This window comes from Maribacter algarum (ex Zhang et al. 2020) (genome assembly GCF_005885635.1).
Lineage (GTDB): Bacteria > Bacteroidota > Bacteroidia > Flavobacteriales > Flavobacteriaceae > Maribacter_C > Maribacter_C algarum.
In genome coordinates this window covers 502,298-519,584 of sequence record NZ_VATY01000002.1, presented here as the reverse complement: position 1 = coordinate 519,584, position 17,287 = coordinate 502,298, and the positions used below count along the sequence as shown (strand labels likewise).

The 17,287-nt window shown below is 36.1% G+C and carries 16 protein-coding genes; 11 read left to right on the top strand and 5 right to left on the bottom strand.

The annotated features are described in order from the left end of the window. Window positions 1-74 precede the first annotated feature (74 nt). The 7 genes from FEE95_RS11155 to FEE95_RS11125 all read left to right on the top strand — a co-directional run bounded on the left by FEE95_RS11155 (window position 75) and on the right by FEE95_RS11125 (window position 6,331). Complete coding sequence (locus FEE95_RS11155; protein ID WP_138658023.1) at window positions 75-557, top strand: SgcJ/EcaC family oxidoreductase; 483 nt, start codon at window positions 75-77, stop codon at window positions 555-557. A gap of 41 nt (window positions 558-598) precedes the next feature. Beyond that, complete coding sequence (locus FEE95_RS11150; RefSeq protein WP_138658022.1) at window positions 599-1,606, top strand: glycosyltransferase family 2 protein; 1,008 nt, start codon at window positions 599-601, stop codon at window positions 1,604-1,606. Window positions 1,607-1,682: 76 nt separating this feature from the next. Next, window positions 1,683-3,644 carry a BatA domain-containing protein gene (locus tag FEE95_RS11145; RefSeq protein WP_238474560.1) on the top strand — a complete coding sequence of 654 codons (1,962 nt, stop codon included), beginning with the start codon at window positions 1,683-1,685 and terminating at the stop codon, window positions 3,642-3,644. Continuing rightward, window positions 3,644-4,897, top strand: coding sequence for a dihydroorotase (locus FEE95_RS11140; RefSeq protein WP_138658593.1), 1,254 nt, complete (start codon window positions 3,644-3,646; stop codon window positions 4,895-4,897). The genes FEE95_RS11145 and FEE95_RS11140 overlap by 1 nt, the downstream gene beginning before the upstream one ends. 45 nt (window positions 4,898-4,942) lie before the next feature. Beyond that, window positions 4,943-5,257 (top strand): magnetosome magnetite crystal formation protein family, encoded by a 315-nt coding sequence (locus FEE95_RS11135; RefSeq protein ID WP_138658021.1) that lies wholly within the window; start codon window positions 4,943-4,945, stop codon window positions 5,255-5,257. 81 nt (window positions 5,258-5,338) lie between these two features. Then, the gene (locus FEE95_RS11130) at window positions 5,339-5,665 is read left to right on the top strand and encodes a hypothetical protein (RefSeq protein ID WP_138658020.1); all 327 of its coding nucleotides are present in this window, start codon (window positions 5,339-5,341) and stop codon (window positions 5,663-5,665) included. A gap of 6 nt (window positions 5,666-5,671) precedes the next feature. Then, window positions 5,672-6,331 carry an alpha/beta hydrolase gene (locus FEE95_RS11125; RefSeq protein WP_138658019.1) on the top strand — a complete coding sequence of 220 codons (660 nt, stop codon included), beginning with the start codon at window positions 5,672-5,674 and terminating at the stop codon, window positions 6,329-6,331. On the opposite strand, the gene FEE95_RS11120 is transcribed toward FEE95_RS11125, so the two are convergent. Then, entirely contained in the window at window positions 6,328-6,822 is a 495-nt protein-coding gene (locus tag FEE95_RS11120) for a hydrolase (protein ID WP_138658018.1), read from the bottom strand. The two genes, FEE95_RS11125 and FEE95_RS11120, sit on opposite strands and share 4 nt — an antisense overlap. A gap of 70 nt (window positions 6,823-6,892) precedes the next feature. After that, window positions 6,893-7,669, bottom strand: a complete 777-nt coding sequence (locus tag FEE95_RS11115; RefSeq protein ID WP_138658017.1) for an MBL fold metallo-hydrolase — start codon at window positions 7,667-7,669, stop codon at window positions 6,893-6,895. A 166-nt stretch (window positions 7,670-7,835) separates the two neighbouring features. Between FEE95_RS11115 and FEE95_RS11110 the strand changes: the two genes are divergently transcribed. Next, complete coding sequence (locus tag FEE95_RS11110; protein ID WP_138658016.1) at window positions 7,836-9,290, top strand: TonB-dependent receptor; 1,455 nt, start codon at window positions 7,836-7,838, stop codon at window positions 9,288-9,290. A gap of 78 nt (window positions 9,291-9,368) precedes the next feature. On the opposite strand, the gene bcp is transcribed toward FEE95_RS11110, so the two are convergent. After that, window positions 9,369-9,821: a thioredoxin-dependent thiol peroxidase gene (gene bcp, locus FEE95_RS11105; protein WP_138658015.1), complete on the bottom strand. Its 453-nt coding sequence runs from the start codon at window positions 9,819-9,821 to the stop codon at window positions 9,369-9,371. A 55-nt stretch (window positions 9,822-9,876) separates the two neighbouring features. Between bcp and FEE95_RS11100 the strand changes: the two genes are divergently transcribed. Next, window positions 9,877-10,542, top strand: a complete 666-nt coding sequence (locus tag FEE95_RS11100) for an endonuclease III domain-containing protein (protein ID WP_138658014.1) — start codon at window positions 9,877-9,879, stop codon at window positions 10,540-10,542. Window positions 10,543-10,769: 227 nt separating this feature from the next. Here the strand turns inward: FEE95_RS11100 and FEE95_RS11095 are convergent, their stop codons facing one another. Together FEE95_RS11095 and FEE95_RS11090 are read right to left on the bottom strand one after the other, a co-directional pair. Beyond that, window positions 10,770-11,351 (bottom strand): RNA polymerase sigma factor, encoded by a 582-nt coding sequence (locus tag FEE95_RS11095; protein WP_138658013.1) that lies wholly within the window; start codon window positions 11,349-11,351, stop codon window positions 10,770-10,772. A 637-nt stretch (window positions 11,352-11,988) separates the two neighbouring features. After that, window positions 11,989-12,570 carry a sigma-70 family RNA polymerase sigma factor gene (locus tag FEE95_RS11090; protein WP_138658012.1) on the bottom strand — a complete coding sequence of 194 codons (582 nt, stop codon included), beginning with the start codon at window positions 12,568-12,570 and terminating at the stop codon, window positions 11,989-11,991. A 356-nt stretch (window positions 12,571-12,926) separates the two neighbouring features. On the opposite strand from FEE95_RS11090, the gene uvrA reads away from it, so the two are divergent. Next, window positions 12,927-15,707 carry an excinuclease ABC subunit UvrA gene (uvrA, locus tag FEE95_RS11085; RefSeq protein ID WP_138658011.1) on the top strand — a complete coding sequence of 927 codons (2,781 nt, stop codon included), beginning with the start codon at window positions 12,927-12,929 and terminating at the stop codon, window positions 15,705-15,707. A 281-nt stretch (window positions 15,708-15,988) separates the two neighbouring features. Next, window positions 15,989-17,260, top strand: a complete 1,272-nt coding sequence (locus FEE95_RS11080; protein ID WP_138658010.1) for a hypothetical protein — start codon at window positions 15,989-15,991, stop codon at window positions 17,258-17,260. Window positions 17,261-17,287 lie beyond the last annotated feature (27 nt).

The window sequence follows — 17,287 nt, the reverse complement described above, 5'->3', positions numbered from 1 at the left end:
ATATATACCACATATACATTATTTGGTCCTAGTCACTTTGTAATGAAATATTTTGGTTCCAAAATATTTATATCATGAACTCATTTTTAAAAGCAAATCAGCTAATCTCTATTGTAGCATTTTTGTGTTTTAGTGTCTTGCAAGCGCAATCAGAAAAGGATAAAAAACTCATAGAAAAAATAATCACCAATCAAGCAGAAGGTTGGAAAAATAAAAATCTTGATCTGACATTGGAAGACTACGCCGACAATGTAGATTGGACTAACGCCTTTGGAGATCGCATGCGGAGCAAAGAAGAACTTAAAGCACTATTATCTGACATTTATTCAATGGGGTTTGTTATGAAAGGTGTATCAGAAAATCAATATAACGACATTAATTTTCTAAGTCCTGAAATTGCAATAGTCCATTCAAAAACTATAGTCAAAGGCCAAGAGTGGTGCGATGGAACCAAAATGGAAGATCGTCATAACTACCATCTGAGAGTATTCCAAAAAAAAGATAGTAGTTGGAAAGTGATAAGCCATTTGATAAGTCAAGCCTGGACCAAAAAATAAAAAGGACTAAGAGATTCTGGTTTGTTTGGTAACTTGCAACCATGCAACAGCCGCTTATCAGCATACTAATTCCCTTTAAAAACACTGCTCAATTCCTGTCGGAATGTTTGGAATCTATTCTCAAGCAAACCTATGCAAATTGGGAAGTCTTAGTAATCAATGACCACTCCACTGATGAAAGTTTAAAAGTTGTTCAAGGATTTACTGAAAAAGATTCCCGAATCAAAGTATTTCAAAATCAAGGTTCCGGAATCATTGAAGCCTTGCGCACCGCATATTCAAAAAGCCAAGGAAATTTCATCACTCGAATGGATTCTGATGACATTATGGCTCCCACTAAAATGGAGATTATGGCGAATTCCCTAATGCAATCAGGAAAAGGTCATTTAGCCGTCGGGCAAGTAAGGTACTTTTCAGACCGAGGCATCAGCAATGGCTATGAACGCTACGAAGCTTGGCTAAATCAATTAACGCAATCGGGAAGCAACTATTCAGAAATCTATAAAGAATGCGTAATTCCTTCCCCCTGCTGGATGGTTCATCGAGAAGATTTAGATAAATGTGATGCATTCGAACCAAACAGATATCCTGAAGATTATGACTTGACTTTCCGTTTTTATGAAAAGGGGGTACGATGTGTTCCTTGCAAAGAGTTATTGCATTATTGGCGCGACTATGACAGTAGAACTTCCCGTACCAGCGAGCACTATGACCAAAACTATTTTTTAGATATCAAACTACATTATTTCCTAAAACTGGATTACGATAATAGCAGGCCTTTAGTCGTTTGGGGAGCCGGAAACAAAGGGAAGACCATTGCCAAAGGTTTGCTTGACAAACAAATCGATTTTAATTGGCTATGCGATAATTCCAATAAAATAGGGAAGGAAATTTATGGGAAAGAAATGTTCCATTATCGGTTTTTAGAAAAGTTGCAAAATCCGCAGAGCATAGTTACAGTAGCCAATGAAGAAGCTCAAAAAGCCATCCGCTTGTATTTAGACAAGCTAGGACAAAGGTCAATGAGAGATTTCTTTTTCTTCTGTTGATTATCCTTCAATGATTCATGTTCAAAGTCCAAAGTTGTCTGTTTTGTGAAAACTTTTTGAACTTGAACTTTCTACTGTGAACCTTGAATTAGCTATATTTGCCAAATCAAAATCAGGAATGCAGTTTAAACATCCAGAACTTCTTTGGGCCTTATTTCTTCTCCTGATTCCTATTTTCATTCATCTCTTTCAACTCCGTAGATTTCAAAAAACGCCGTTCACAAACGTTAAGTTTTTAAAGAAAGTCGTTTCAGAGTCCAGACGAAGTAATACACTAAAAAAGTGGTTGCTGCTTTTTACAAGAATGCTTTTACTTGCTGCATTAATAGCTGCTTTTGCACAACCTTTCTTTGCTGAAAAAACCGCTCTACTAGAAAAAGAAACCGTCATTTATTTGGATGATTCTTTTAGTATGCAGGCAAAAACGAACAATACTACACTGTTTGAGGACGCCGTTCAGAATCTGCTAAAATCTATTCCGCCGGAACAGGCTTTCAGTCTTTTCACCAATGAAAAGGCATTTAAGAATGTAACACTGAAAAACATTCAGAATGACCTATTGCAACTCTCACCAACCTCAAAGCAGTTGAAATTGAATGAAGTATACCTAAAGGCAAATACCTTTTTTGACTTGGAAAGAAATTCGATTAAGAATTTGGTGCTTGTTTCCGATTTTCAACAATCGATGGCATTGGCAAAGGAAGATTCCACCCTGACTATTGAAAAACATGTAGTCCATTTGGCCGCCAATGATTTGGAAAATATTTCTTTGGACTCTGTATATCTAAATACCATGGATTCCGATAATTTGGAGCTAACCACCTTGTTGTCAAGTAATTTAGAAACGGAGAGTACAGCAGTATCTCTATTTAATCGCGAAAAGCTAATTGCCAAGACCGCAGCCACTTTCAACAATAATAAAAAAGCAGAAGTGAGCTTTACGCTTCCAAAAAATGAAGTCATCAAAGGTAAAATTGAAATCTCGGATACAGGATTGTCCTATGACAACCAACTCTTTTTCAATATTGATGCCAAGGAAAAAATCAAAGTCTTAGTCGTTGGAAGTGGAAGCAGCGATTACTTAAAGCGCATCTTCAGAGCGGATGAATTTGATTTTAAATCAGTGACTTTGGGCAATTTGAACTACAGTGATTTAAATGAACAAAATTTCATTATTCTTAATGAGTTGGAACGTATACCCAATGCTTTGACCACAAGTTTAAAGTCCTTTACGGAGGATGATGGGCATCTGGCCGTTATTCCCGCAACTCTGATTGATTTGGGTAGTTATGGTCAACTTTTGTCAAACTTTTACGCGACAAGTTATACGCAACGGGTAAATTACGAAAGGGACATAACTGGAATTTCTTTCTCGCATCCATTGTATCGGAATGTTTTTGAAAAGAATGTTTTGAATTTTCAATACCCAAAAGTTTCGCAATATTATGGATTGAAAACCAATGCCCCAAGTATTCTTTCCTATCAAGACAAAACCCCATTCTTAGTTGGTTCTGGAGGCGCTTATATTTTTACAGCGTCCCTTTCGAGCGAAAATTCAAACTTTAAAAACTCTCCCCTAATTGTACCTACTCTCTATAATATGGGAATTAATAGTTTAAAACTTCCGGAATTGTATCATTCTCTAGGAAACAACCAAAAGGTAGATATTGCAGCCCAGCTTCCAAAGGACAATATTCTTAAAGTTACACAGAACGAATACGAGTTTATTCCAAGACAGAAATCCTTTGCAAATAAAGTGTCCTTGTACTTCAATGAAAACCCTCAAAAAGATGGAATCTACAGTGTTTTCAATAAAGAAAATGTTTATCGAAACCTTAGTTTTAATTATCCTAGAGAGGAGAGTAAGTTGAACTATATGGATGTCTCAACTATAAATGCAAGTAGTAAGAATGAGTCGATAAAGGCTCTTTTTGAGCAAATGCAAAATGACAGTTCTATCAATGCCCTTTGGAAATGGTTTGTTATTTTAGCGGTGCTATTTATGTTGATTGAAGTGCTGATACAAAAATACTTATGATGAATGTACTTTTAAAGAATGCTACAATTGTAGATTCAACGAACAAAAATCTTCATCTCAAAAAACGAGATATTCTTGTTAAAAATGGAGTCATTGATAAGATAGCTTCTAAAATAACGCCTCCTAATAAAACAAAAATTATTGACTATAAAAACCTCCATGTCTCCTTGGGATGGTTTGATAGCAGTGTCAGTTTTGGTGAACCAGGTTATGAGGAACGTGAAACCATAGAAAACGGTTTAAAAACTGCTGCTAGAAGCGGATTTACTGATATTGTTTTGAATCCGAATACAAATCCAGTTCCGGATAGTAGTTCGGACATCGTGTTTTTAAAAAATACTGCAAAATACTCAGTAAACAACCTCCATCCTTTAGGAACCTTGACAGCCAAAGGTGAAGGAAAACATCTTGCAGAAATGTTCGATATGAAAAATGCAGGTGCCGTTGGTTTTTATGATTTTAAACGTTCTATTGAAAATTCAAATCTCTTAAAGATTGCATTGCAATACGCCCAAAATTTTGACGGACTTGTACATTCTTTTCCCATGGATACCAAAATTGCTGGAAAAGGAGTGGTAAACGAAGGAGAAGTTTCCACAAAGATGGGATTGAAAGGAATTCCTGTTTTAGCTGAAGAACTTCAGATTGCACGCGATATATTCATTTTGGAATACACAGGTGGAAAACTTCATATACCCACCATATCCACTACTAATTCAGTAAAACTAATTGCGGATGCCAAGAAAAAAGGATTGGATGTAAGTTGCAGTGTAGCGATTCACAATCTCTTTATGATTGACGCTTCCTTAGAGGAGTATGACACCAACTGTAAAGTAATGCCACCGCTTCGAACCAAAAAAGATATAAAAGCCCTAATTAAAGGAGTGAAGGAAGGAGTAATAGATTTTGTCTGCTCAGACCATATTCCCATGAACATTGAAGAAAAACGAGTGGAATTTGATAATGCTACCGACGGCTCATTAGGGTTGGAAACCACCTTTGGAATTTTAAACCAAATCTTTGACCTAGAAAAATCTATTGAATTACTGACAAGAGGACGAGAACGTTACCAGTTACAGACTCCGGTTTTCAAAGAAGGTGAAATTGCTTGTCTAACACTCTTTAATCCAGAAGAAGAATTTACCTTCACTAAAGAAGAAATAGTTTCAACCTCAAACAACAGCATGTATCTAGGAAAGCTAATAAAAGGTAGAGTTTTCGGCGTTATTTGCAACAACCAAATACTTATTTGAGTAACTTTCAGTATTATTAATATTAACCAACCTTAAATCAAAATTATGGAACAAAGTACAATCGACGAAGGTAAGACCATGGCCATTATTGCCTACGTAACATTACTAGGCACATTAATTGCCTGGTTTATGAACAAAGATAAGAATAACGAGTTCGCAAAATTTCATATTGGACAGGCTTTAAGAGCTTGGATTGCTGGGATAATAATCTCAATAGTTTCAGGTGTTCTCGTAATGGTGACGGGAATAGGTGCTTTAAGTTATCTATCGTATGCCGGTTGGGTTCTTGCAATTTTGGGTCTTATCAATGCCGCAAATGGGAAAATGGAAAAGGTTCCTCTTGTCGGGGATATCGGATAATACTATTCTAGAAAATATAAAGGAGGCTCTATCGGGGTCTCTTTTTTTGTCCATAATCCTAAGTTCACCTAAATTTGAAAGATGATCAATTCAGTAAAAGAGGGTAAAACAACAGCAATAGTGGCTTACTTCACATTACTAGGTGCGTTAATCGCAATAACCATGAATTTGGAGCCTAAAAACGAATTCGCACGTTTTCATACGAGACAGGCATTTGGTTTGCATACTATTTTTATTGGCTGTGCTTTGTTTTTAAGTTATGCTTTCAGTCCCTACGCTTGGTATGGACTATATGCATTTTATCTTGTTTTATGGGGATATGGATTTATTGGTGCGCTAAGCAACAAAAAACAATCTGTTCCGATACTTGGCCCTTACTTTCAGAAATGGTTTACTTTTATTCAATAAGACTTTATGACTACCGCCCCTTTATCCTTAGAACATTTAATTCGTCCTTCTAGTATTACCACAGGAAAACCACCTGTGCTTTTCATGTTTCATGGTTATGGAAGTAATGAAGAAGACTTATTTTCATTTGCCCCAGAAATACAAGAAGAATTTTGTGTGATTTCCGTCCGTGCCCCCTACCCTATGGAGCCCTTTGGAAATGCTTGGTACGCCATCAACTTTGATGCGCAAAATGGCAAATGGAGCGATGATGAGCAAGCAAAAAGTTCGCGGGAAAAAATAGTTGCTTTTATTGATGAAGCGTGTAAAACCTATGTCTTGGATACGCAGAAAATCACCTTATTAGGCTTTAGTCAAGGAACGATTTTAAGTTACGCAGTTGCACTTTCCTATCCTGAAAAAATTAAGAACGTCGTTGCTCTCAGTGGATATATCAATGAAGGTATTCTTGTGGATGGGTATCGAGATAAGTCGCATAAAGAATTAAAAATCTATGCTTCTCACGGACAAGTAGATCAGGTTATTCCTCCAGAATGGGCACAACGTGCTCCTGATTTACTAGCTAATTTGGGTATTGAACATGTCTACGAAGAGTTTCCCGTTGGCCATGGTGTAGCCCCACAGAATTTTTATTCCTTCAAAAAGTGGTTGGATGATAAGATTTAATTGCTTCGAGTATATAGTAAATGGTCCATCATTGTAAAATCTACACCCATATCATCTTTCAACTCATATTTAATAAGTAGTTCTCCCCAATATTTTCCATCGGAAAAATCAACTACAATCCATTTGTGATTAAGGATTTTGATTTTATTCAGCTTGAAATCATTCTCCATTCCCTCATACGGGATTAAGGGGTTGTTTCCTTTTTGCTCATTGGTTTCTAAAAGCTTATCTGCAATATATCTTGCTGGGTCCTTTATATTCAAATGCTCGTAATATGCCAAAGCATCATCATTATTTTCCAAAGAGAAATACTGCATGTCCAATAAGTTCAGCTGTGATTGTTGTACCGAATCTTGTAGAATTACTTTTTCAGCTTCCAACTTATTGATTTTATCATTCATTGTGTCGGCAAGTGTTCCACTGCTCACAAAAAGATACAATGCAATTAAACCTGTAAAAACAAATAGGTAAAGAAATATATTTTTTTTCATCAATAATTAATTTGTTGTCATTCCCTAGCTTGACTCTCTTCTGCAAAGGCAGAAATCTATGTGCTACTAACTAAACGTTAATCACCAAATTATCGTACGCCAAATGAACATTCTCTGGCAATTTCTTTTCCACCTCGTCATGGAAGCCCAACAAATGACTAATATGCGTAAAATAGGTTACATCAGGTTTAACTTCTTCCACAAAAGCCAAGGCTTCTTCTAGGTTAAAATGGGAATGATGGGGTTCCTCTCGAAGTGCGTTAACCACCAAAACTTTCGTTCCTCTTACCTTTTCGATTTCTTCAGAATCCATTCGTTTTACATCAGTTAAATAGGTGAAATCTTTTAAGCGGAACCCAAAGACCTGCAATCTGTTATGGTCTATGTCTATTGGGACTACTCGAGTATTTCCAATGGTGAAGTGTTGATTATTTTCAATAATATTAAGATCAACGGCAGGAGCTCCAGGATACCTATTCTCATCTGCAAAAATATAATCAAACCGCTTCTTTAAAGAAGCTGCAACACGTTCATGCGCATAAATAGGGATATCGCCCTGGCGAAAGAAGTAAGGTCGAATGTCATCTATGCCTGCCGTATGGTCCGCATGCTCATGCGTGAAAAGAATTCCATCAAGTTTGTTGACATTATTGGTAAGCATCTGTTGTCTAAAATCAGGGCCACAATCAATTGCGTAATTGAAATCATCCCAAGAAAGAAGTACAGAAACACGAAGTCTCTTATCTTTTGGGTTAGCACTTAAACAAACAGGATGTTTACTGCCAATCACAGGAATTCCCTGTGAGGTTCCCGTACCCAAAAAAGTAACTTTTAATTTGCCTCCCATCTATTTCAAAATTATAACTATTTCCTGACATCAATGCTGTTTTTATCAACATTAGTAGTGTTTTCACAACATTAGAAGATTTGAAAATAATTTATAAAAAATTGAATCGTTTATGACTTAGAAACTATGTGAACTTCTTATTTTTGTTATAACTAAAACACACTCCATGGCTTCTGTTTTAAAAAGGGATACCGCTTTTGAAAATATTCCTTCGATTAAGGCGAAAACACTCCGAATAAATTTGAATCCTGATATCTACGGGACCTTTGCTGAAATTGGCGCCGGACAGGAAACCGCACGTCATTTCTTTAGGTCAGGTGGAGCTTCAGGAACCATTGCCAAGGCAATGAGTGCCTACGACAAGCAGTTCAGCGACGCGATTTACGGCATTGAAAAAGATGGTAGATATGTCACGCAACCGCGTCTAAAAACCATGCTTTCCCATGAAATGCGTTTGATGGAAGAACGTATTAGTAGAGAGAGCCATCCTGAACGCTTGTTTTTCTCCTATGCCAATACAGTAGCGACAATTGACTTTTCAAAACGCTACAAAGGACATGGCTGGATTGGAATCCGTTTTCAGTTGGATCCAACACAGAAAGAACTTGATGAGATTATTCTTCACGTTCGTTTCAAACAAAATGAGGCTCGATTACAACAAGAAACCCTAGGGATATTAGGAGTTAACCTGATTTATGGTGCTTTTTACAAGTATCATAAACCAAAGAAAATGTTGAAGTATCTTTATGATCATATCGACAAGGATACCATTGAAATAGATATGATCAACTTCTCTGGACCAAATTTCAAAGATGTTGACAACCGATTGATGAGCCTTCAGTTGATTAAGAATGATATGACGGACGCCGTAATGTTCGGCCCTGATGGGAATAACCTGTTACCTGCTGCAGTTCTTTATAAGAAAAATATTTTGGCGCTTCGAGGAAGTTTTAGACCTGTTACCAAGGTGAATCTTGACATGTATCAAAAGTCATATGATATTTTTGTTCGAGATCAAACTGTGGACATGAATAAAACCATTGTGATTTTTGAAATAACACTTTCCAATTTAAAAGCTTCTGGGGAGATTGACGAACAAGATTTCATGGATCGGGCAGAACTTCTATGCTCACTCGGTCAGCATGTGATGATATCAAAGTTTCAAGAATATTATAAACTTGTTGAATATTTCAATAATTATACTAAACAACGTATTGGCCTTACCATGGGCGTTAATAACTTGGTAGATGTCTTTGATGAAAAGTACTACAGACATTTAAGTGGGGGCATTTTAGAAGCCTTTGGAAAGCTTTTCTTTAAAGACCTTCAGGTCTATTTATATCCTATGAAGAATGCGGAGACCGGTCAAATAATGACCAGTAATAACGTGAAGGTACATCCGAGGATGAAGGAACTATATAAGTTCTTTAAGTACAACGGCAAAGTAATGGACATTATAGATTACGATCCTGAAATCATGCATATTTTCTCAAGGGATGTTCTTAAGAAAATTATGAATGATGAAAAGGGATGGGAAGAGCAACTACCAGAAGGTATTGCCGAAATCATCAAGAAAAAAGAACTTTTTGCCAAAAAATTGGAGAAAGCAGAAAAAGAGTAAAACAGCTCATATTCAATGATTTAATAGAAAAAGCCTCGAAATTTGAGGCTTTTTTGATAGATGTAATTTAGAATCTGATTAATCCAGCAGCTGAGCAGCATGATCTTTAGTCTTGACTTTTTCTATTACCTTAGAAACGATTCCTTTTTCATTAATCACGAATGTCATTCTGTGAATGCCATCATACTCCCTACCCATAAATTTCTTCGGTCCCCAAACACCAAAAGTATTGATAACCGTATGGTCTTCATCTGCTAACAAAGGAAAAGGGAACTCGAATTTGTTTCTAAAATTCGCCTGTCTCTTTTCAGAATCTGCGCTTACTCCTAATAACTCGTAACCTTGTGCCTGTAGTTCTGCGTAATTATCTCTCAAATTACAAGCCTCAACCGTACAACCAGGTGTATTTGCTTTCGGATAGAAAAAAACAATCAATTTTTTCCCTGAATAATCAGATAAATTTATAGTATTGCCATCTTGGTCTGTGGCAGAAAATGTAGGAACAGTATCCCCTACTTTTAATGTGTTCATATGCAATTCTAATTAAATTAATGTTTTATTATTATCTGATAAAGTTAAACAAAAAATGACAAAAGCAGAAAAGGTCAATTTTACAATAAAGACACTACAAGAATTGTATCCTACTATTCCGGTTCCATTAGATCATAAGGACCCCTATACTCTATTGGTTGCCGTCTTAATGTCGGCACAAAGCACTGATGTTCGGGTAAATAAGATTACACCGTTGCTATTTGAAAGGGCAGACAATCCCTATGATATGGTAAAACTTTCCGTTGAAGAAATAAGAGAAATTATAAAACCCGTCGGATTATCCCCTATGAAGTCAAAAGGAATCCATGGGCTTTCAAAAATCCTAATTGAAAAATACGATGGTGTTGTTCCTCGAGAGTTGGAATTATTGGAAGAATTCCCCGCTGTGGGCCACAAAACCGCAAGTGTTGTTGTATCTCAAGCCTTTGGAATTCCTGCTTTTCCGGTAGATACCCATATTCATAGATTGATGTACCGATGGGGGTTCACAAATGGGAAAAATGTGGTTCAAACAGAAAAAGATGCGAAAAGATTGTTTCCAAAAGAATTATGGAATGATTTACACTTACAAATCATTTGGTACGGCCGGGAATATTCTCCTGCCAGAGGGTGGGATTTGGAAAAAGACCTTATTACAAGGACAATTGGTCGAAAAGGAGTAATTGAAGAATATTATAAAACTAAAAAAGGCCGCTTATAGCGGCCTTTTTTAGTTTAAAATGTTTTCAAACTTGAGATCTTTATATTCTATCACATGAAGTGATCGTGAAAAATTGAGCAGAAATCTTACGGTATCGGCCCCAGATCTAACAAGTGTACATTCCTTTTGGTGTTCAGAGTAAATTTTTTCCATATTGGTATAGTCTTGTTATGTAAGAATAACGCAACTAAAATGGAAATATTGTTTTTTACTCTCTTAGCGGAATGTTAATTCGTTAAAACGATGTTATGCTTCTCAATGATTTTTCTAAGATTAATCAAAGCATAACGCATTCTTCCTAAAGCTGTATTAATGCTAACTCCCGTATTTTCAGATATTTCCTTAAAACTCATATCCTTGTAGATACGCATTAAAAGTACTTCTTTCTGATCATCTGGTAACTCTTCGATTAAATCTCTTAAATCAGAATCTATTTGATTTTTTATGATTTGTTTTTCAGCATTTAACTTATCGTCACCTATAACAGAGAAAATATTGAAGTCATCATTGCCTTCAAACTTCGGCATTCTCTTGTTTTTTCTAAAGTGGTCGATAATTAAGTTATGCGCAATTCGCATTACCCACGGTAAAAACTTACCCTCTTCACTATAAGAACCCTTTTTTAAGGTCTTAATAACCTTAATAAAAGTGTCTTGAAAGATATCTTCAGTAATGTCACGGTCCAAAACTTTAGAGTAAATAAAACTTGTTACTCGTTGGTTGTGTCGGTTGATTAGAATTTCCAAAGATTTTTCATCTCCACTAATGTAGTCTCGTACTAAAACTGAATCTTCAATTTGGTTTTTCATGAAAGCAGGTTTTTTTAAAAAAGTTTGGGACTTTTTGTTAGAAAGGTTTTTTTGGGTCATCTAGTTATTTTTTGAGTTTAATCTTAAATCTTAGCAAGTTGCTTCGATTTTCAATTATGACCTAAAACTATATATATCAGGGCGAGAGAAAAAAACATTGTTGTCAAACCCTCAGTTTTTGATGTGAAACGCTGCTTTTCTATTTTCCAACAAAATAAAAAGCAACATGACGCGTTGCCTCCGACTACGTGTACTATTCACTTTTATCGTTCTTTTTATTGCTTCATCGTTTGTGAAGTTGAAAATTTTCCAAAAAAGCAAGTTCTTTCTTTTCGGAAAAAAGTATTCTAAGATTCTATACAAAAAGAAAAGCCCCAACAAATAAATTTGTTGGGGCTTTTCTATTAGCGTTCTACTCTTTAGTTCAAATTCGATTCAAATTGAATTCCATTTACCTCAGTTATTTCTAACGATTTTGAAAAGTTCAAAAGAAATTGAACTGTTTCTGGCTTTGCTTGAACTAAGTCACACTGTTTTTGTTCTTTAGAGTAAATTTTTTCCATATCTAGTTTGGTATTGTTTCCTAAGATAACGCAACTAAACAAGAATGTAATTAAATCACTCGACCTATGGTCTATTAATTCGTTAAAATAATATCATTTTCAGAAATGACCTTTCTAAGGTTAATAAGAGCGTAGCGCATTCTACCCAAAGCTGTATTAATACTCACTCCAGTATTTTCAGAAATTTCTTTGAAACTCATGTCTTTATAGATACGCATAATAAGAACCTCACGTTGATCTGCTGGCAGTTCATCTATAAGAAAGGTTAAATCAGTATCAATTTGATCTTTAATGATTTGACTTTCGATATTTAATTTATCGTCACCCATAACAGAAAATATATTAAAACTATCTGATCCTTGATACATGGGCATTCTTCGGTTCTTTCTAAAGTGGTCGATAATAAGATTGTGCGCGATACGCATTACCCATGGTAAAAACTTTCCCTCCTCATTATAAGCCCCTCGCTTTAAGGTTCGAATGACTTTAATAAAAGTGTCTTGAAAAATGTCTTCAGTTATTCCTCGGTCATTTACCTTAGAATAAATAAAACTACTGATACGTTGGTTGTGACGATCAATCAAGGCTTCTAGAGCTCTTTCGTCTCCAGCAATATAACGCGTTATTAATATGGGATCTTCAATTTGTACTTCCATAACGATTACTTTTTTGGTTAAACTTAGGGTCCTCTTTTTGAACAAAGAGGTCTTGTGGGTTATTCTTCCAATTTTGAAAAAGTAATCTTTCGTTATAGGCAATTGATTTTTAATGTAGACCTCAAATATAGATAAAATTATAAACTTCAAAAGAAAATCTAAAAATAACTACTGTTTTTTCTTAAAAATACCCAGAATCAGGTAGTCAGTTTTCTTTGACTAAATAACTTATAAATCTACTGGAATGGGATATCTACACTTACAACAACTCAATCACCACATACCCTATTTTAAGATGTAGTCATGCTGGTTATTGTACTACCCTATTGTTATCTTTGCAATCTTATAATTTTTATATGGACCCTATCCTCGACATAAATCCGAAAGAAAACATCATTATCAAAGGTGCAAAATTGCATAATTTGAAAAATATCGATGTTGTTATTCCGAGGAATAAATTGGTTGTGATAACGGGATTGTCTGGTTCGGGCAAATCAAGTTTGGCCTTTGATACACTATATGCCGAAGGACAACGACGTTATGTGGAGAGTCTCTCATCATATGCTAGACAGTTCTTGGGGAAATTGGATAAACCCAAAGTTGATTATATAAAGGGAATAGCGCCAGCCATTGCTATCGAACAGAAGGTAAATTCCACTAACCCGCGTTCAACGGTAGGTACTACTACAGAAATCTATGATTATTTAAAACTTTTGTTTGCCAGAATTGGACGAACAATCTCTCCCATTTCCGGGAAGGAAGTGAAGAAAAATACGGTTACCGACGTTGTAAATCATATCAAAGGCTTCGAAGAAGGAACAAAAATGCTTTTGTTAGCTCCAATAAAAATTCAAGAAGATAGAGATTCACTTAAATCACTTGAATTATTTTCCAAACAAGGCTATGCTAGAATAAAATATAAAGGAGAGGTTCTAAGAATTGACGCCGCTCCCAAAGATATTGGAAAAGAATTCCATTTAGTGGTAGATAGAATAATCGTAAAAGATGATGAAGATTTCTATAATCGCTTGGCAAATGCAATTGACACGACTTATTTCGAAGGAAAAGGAGAATGCATTATCGAAGAACTTGGTACGGGAAACCAATCTCTATTTAGCAATAAGTTTGAGTTAGATGGAATGTCATTCTTAGAACCCAATGTACATCTATTTAGTTTTAACAATCCATATGGGGCATGTCCAAAATGCGAAGGTTATGGCGATGTTATCGGAATCGATGAAGACTTAGTGGTACCGAATACAGCTCTCTCCATTTTCGAAAACGCAGTTTTTGCCTGGCGTGGAGAAAGTATGGGTTGGTATCGTGATCAGTTGGTGAATTCAGCTTATAAATTTGATTTTCCTATCCATAAGCCTTGGTTTGAATTATCTGAAGAACAAAAACAATTGGTTTGGGATGGTAACGACCATTTTATTGGAATTCATAAATTCTTCTCTCAATTGGAAGAGAAGAGTTATAAAATTCAGAATCGGGTAATGCTTTCACGTTACCGTGGTAAAACACGTTGTGGTGTTTGTAAAGGGAAACGACTGCGTCCGGAAACGGATTATGTAAAAGTTGATGGAAAATCCATTTCCGATTTAGTCGAGCTACCTATTGAAAAACTAATTCAGTTTTTTGAGGGAATCAATCTAAACGAACACGACGGAAAAATTGCATCCCGCTTACTAAAGGAAATCAATACACGTTTGGGCTTCCTTTATAAGGTAGGTTTGAGCTATTTGACCTTGAATAGAAAGTCAAATAGCCTTTCTGGTGGTGAAAGTCAGCGTATTAACCTCGCTACATCTTTAGGAAGTAGCCTGGTCGGTTCCATGTATATCTTAGATGAGCCAAGTATTGGATTGCATCCAAAGGATACAGAAAATCTAATAGAGGTTTTACAATCCCTACGTGATTTGGGAAATACTGTTATCGTAGTGGAGCATGATGAAGATATCATGAAAGCAGCAGATGAAGTCATTGATATTGGTCCAGAGGCTGGCACTCACGGTGGTGAAGTCGTAGCCCATGGAACTCTAGATGAAGTTTTATTATCAACTTCTTTAACCGCAAGTTATCTTAATGGAACTGAAGAAATTACTATTCCTGAAAAAAGAAGGGAATCCAAAAATTTCATCGCCATCAAAGGGGCGCGTGAGAATAATTTGAAAAATATCGATGTTACCTTCCCTTTAAATATGCTCACTGTGGTCACGGGAGTTTCCGGTAGTGGAAAAAGTACCCTGGTTAAAAAAATAGTATATCCTATTATCTTGAAAGAAGTCGGTGGATATGGTGAAAAAGCAGGACAATACACTTCTTTTGAAGGAAAGTACAAGGATATCAAACATGTTGAATTTGTTGACCAAAATCCCATTGGGAGATCTTCTCGCTCAAATCCTGTTACTTATATCAAGGCCTACGATGACATTCGAAGTTTGTTTTCATCACAGAAATTGAGCAAGATACGGGCCTATCAACCCAAACACTTCTCATTTAATGTGGACGGAGGTCGTTGCGAAAAATGTAAAGGCGAAGGACAAATAACTGTAGAAATGCAGTTTATGGCCGATGTTCATCTCGAATGTGATACCTGTGGAGGAAAACGCTTCAAAAAAGAAGTTCTAGAAGTTAAATTTGAAGATGCTAGTATCGATGATGTTTTGAACATGACCATTGATAATGCCATTTCGTTTTTTGAAACCCATTCACAAACCAAACTGGTAACCAAGCTAAAGCCCTTACAAGATGTTGGTTTAGGTTATGTTACTTTAGGACAATCTTCATCTACTCTCTCTGGTGGTGAGGCACAACGTATCAAATTGGCTTCTTTCCTTGTAAAAGGGAACTCGAAGGACAAAGCGCTCTTTATTTTTGACGAACCTACAACCGGACTGCACTTTCACGATATCAAGAAATTACTTAAGTCTTTTGATGCTTTAATAACCAGGGGACATTCAATTATCGTTATTGAGCACAATATCGAATTGATAAAATGTGCAGATTACATAATAGATTTAGGTCTTGAGGGAGGAGAAAATGGCGGGCAACTGCTTGTGTCTGGCACTCCCGAAGAAATTATAACGAGTAAAACTTCGCACACAGCACGGTATTTAAGAGAGAAGCTTCTTTAAAATTCTGATTTCTTTTATAATCTAAAAACTCTTTGCACTCTTTGCACTCTTTGCACTCTTTGCGTTTAATAGACTAGCCATGAATATCTAAGTGCAAAGGAAGCTAAGAAAATACTTCTTCGAACCGAATACTTTTAAGAACAAAGAATGTTTTTATCCAATTACTTTATTTTATATAACTGATAATCAATATTTTATAGTTTAATTTATTTTCTGGCACGCTGTTTGGTATATACTAATCGAGTGTAAATATTTCCACTCAGAATTTAAAACCTTATATCATGAAAAAATTAGTACTACTTTTTACAGCACTTATTTTAGGTACTACTAGCATTATGGCTAGCACAACAGATGATAAGGTTGCAGAACGCAATGCTTATCGATACAACAAATCTTTCATATTTGTTGAAAATGGCGTTACGTTTTCAGTATACCCCGATGGTGAATTCGATTTTTACATCGATAACCGAATCGGAAATCGCAGAAGAAATGTAACCTTTAATTCGGGTTATGACTATAGTGCTTATGCACAGTATGATGACTACGGAGCGGTAATTCAAGTTGAGAATGTTCCTATTTATTATGATGATTACGGACGCGTTGCACAAATTGGTGATGTTGACTTAAGATACCGTCGTGGGCGAGTATATAGCGTAGGTAATATGTTCGTATACTATAACAATAGAGGATTCTACGATTATCATACAGGATACATCAACAGATGGAACAGATTCTATGTGTATAGACCATTTCACGGGTTCTTCGCTAGACCTGCTTTAGGTTTCTGTTTTGTGAACACCAGACCTTACAGAAGGTTCTATAGTCCGATTCGATATACTTTTTACAATCCGTATCGATTCAACAGAAGAAACACCTATGCTAGAATAGGTCGGGAACATAGATACAATAGAGTTCGTAGAGAAAGAGCGAATGTATATAGAAATGATAAGCGAGTTGCGGTTCGTGAAAATGCACGCAGAGGTGTTAGAAGTAATAGAACTGTTACAAGGAGTAATGCTAAAAGAGGTGATAGAAACTTGGCTCGAAACAATAATTCAAGTCGAAACAATCGTACTGCCACACGTAGCAATTCAAACAGAGGCAATAGAACTGTAGCAAGAAATACAACGAAACGTTCGAACACTAGATCGGATGGTAGAAGTACTACGATCAGAAATAGCGGTTACCGTAAAGGAACTGCATCTAATCAAAGAACAGTTACCAAAAGAGAAGTTGTAAAAAGAACACCTCGTACGACTACAGTAAAGAGAAGTACCACTGTTAGAAAACCTGTAAATAGGGGAACAAACAGAAATGTTAGAAGTACAACAAGTAGAACACAAAGGTCGGTTGCAAGACCTACCCAAAGAACTACAAGAAGTACAGCTAATAGAAATTCAAGCCAAAGGTCCTATAAAAAGGCCCCGGCTAGAACCTCAAGAAGCACAGTTAGCAGAAGTACATCTTCTAGATCGGTTCGTAAAGCACCGGCAAGAAGTTCAAGAAGTAACAATAGTCGTTCAACCTCTTCACGAAGTAGAGGAAGGCAATAAAGATAGTTTTTAGGTTGGTTAGTTGTT

Coding starts and splice junctions, on each gene's coding strand:
- bcp (WP_138658015.1), bottom strand. CDS start 9,821: ATGAACACATTAAAAGTAGGGGATACTGTTCCTACATTTTCTGCCACA.
- FEE95_RS11100 (WP_138658014.1), top strand. CDS start 9,877: ATGACAAAAGCAGAAAAGGTCAATTTTACAATAAAGACACTACAAGAA.
- FEE95_RS11110 (WP_138658016.1), top strand. CDS start 7,836: ATGGCTTCTGTTTTAAAAAGGGATACCGCTTTTGAAAATATTCCTTCG.
- FEE95_RS11095 (WP_138658013.1), bottom strand. CDS start 11,351: ATGAAAAACCAAATTGAAGATTCAGTTTTAGTACGAGACTACATTAGT.
- FEE95_RS11135 (WP_138658021.1), top strand. CDS start 4,943: ATGGAACAAAGTACAATCGACGAAGGTAAGACCATGGCCATTATTGCC.
- FEE95_RS11130 (WP_138658020.1), top strand. CDS start 5,339: ATGATCAATTCAGTAAAAGAGGGTAAAACAACAGCAATAGTGGCTTAC.
- FEE95_RS11090 (WP_138658012.1), bottom strand. CDS start 12,570: ATGGAAGTACAAATTGAAGATCCCATATTAATAACGCGTTATATTGCT.
- FEE95_RS11080 (WP_138658010.1), top strand. CDS start 15,989: ATGAAAAAATTAGTACTACTTTTTACAGCACTTATTTTAGGTACTACT.
- FEE95_RS11140 (WP_138658593.1), top strand. CDS start 3,644: ATGAATGTACTTTTAAAGAATGCTACAATTGTAGATTCAACGAACAAA.
- uvrA (WP_138658011.1), top strand. CDS start 12,927: ATGGACCCTATCCTCGACATAAATCCGAAAGAAAACATCATTATCAAA.
- FEE95_RS11125 (WP_138658019.1), top strand. CDS start 5,672: ATGACTACCGCCCCTTTATCCTTAGAACATTTAATTCGTCCTTCTAGT.
- FEE95_RS11115 (WP_138658017.1), bottom strand. CDS start 7,669: ATGGGAGGCAAATTAAAAGTTACTTTTTTGGGTACGGGAACCTCACAG.
- FEE95_RS11120 (WP_138658018.1), bottom strand. CDS start 6,822: ATGAAAAAAAATATATTTCTTTACCTATTTGTTTTTACAGGTTTAATT.
- FEE95_RS11150 (WP_138658022.1), top strand. CDS start 599: ATGCAACAGCCGCTTATCAGCATACTAATTCCCTTTAAAAACACTGCT.
- FEE95_RS11155 (WP_138658023.1), top strand. CDS start 75: ATGAACTCATTTTTAAAAGCAAATCAGCTAATCTCTATTGTAGCATTT.